Source organism: Treponema endosymbiont of Eucomonympha sp. (assembly GCF_001028545.1).
On sequence record NZ_BBPW01000481.1, the window covers coordinates 1 to 545 of the forward strand.

General features: G+C 51.0%; 1 protein-coding gene. It reads left to right on the top strand.

The window, feature by feature from the left end; translation table 11 throughout:
• The coding region (locus AWU74_RS12070) for a lipoprotein TP_1001-related protein (RefSeq protein WP_498067491.1) at nucleotides 1-477 on the top strand (477 nt) is incomplete at its 5' end.
• Nucleotides 478-545 lie beyond the last annotated feature (68 nt).

Below are 545 nucleotides of genomic sequence, written 5' to 3' on the forward strand. Positions count from 1 at the left end.
ATTACCGCTGTCGATTTGCACATAACAACCAGCGACAATAAACTGTATGCCGACGGAACGCGGATTAATGCAGAGGCTGACCCAAAATTCGTAGCGCTTTCGCTGTCAAAAAAAACTATGCGCGGCGAAAAATATTTGTTGACTGGTGTGGTAAGCGACGCCGTGGGTAACTCGCTGTCGTTCAGCCTTGCGTTTTCCGGCTACAATGACGAAGTGCCGCGTCTGGTGCTGTCGGAAGTGCGGAGCGAATACAGCAAGCCCAAGTGTGAATTCATCGAACTGTACGCCGTCACAGGCGGAAATCTCTCGGGCATTACCCTATATAGCGCGTATGACGGAATTGACTGTCTCTACGAATTCCCCGCTTGCGCAGTCGCGGCGGGGGAATACATAGTCGTTCACTATCGAAAAATTGAAGACGGGGCGCTAGGTAGTGTGGACTGGAAGGTGGGCGTAAAGGAAAAACACCTGATATAAATAGCAAAGATGAAGGAAACGGTAAGTTTTGCGTAGCGTGTGGCGATTCCCCGCCAGTGCTTGAGGGC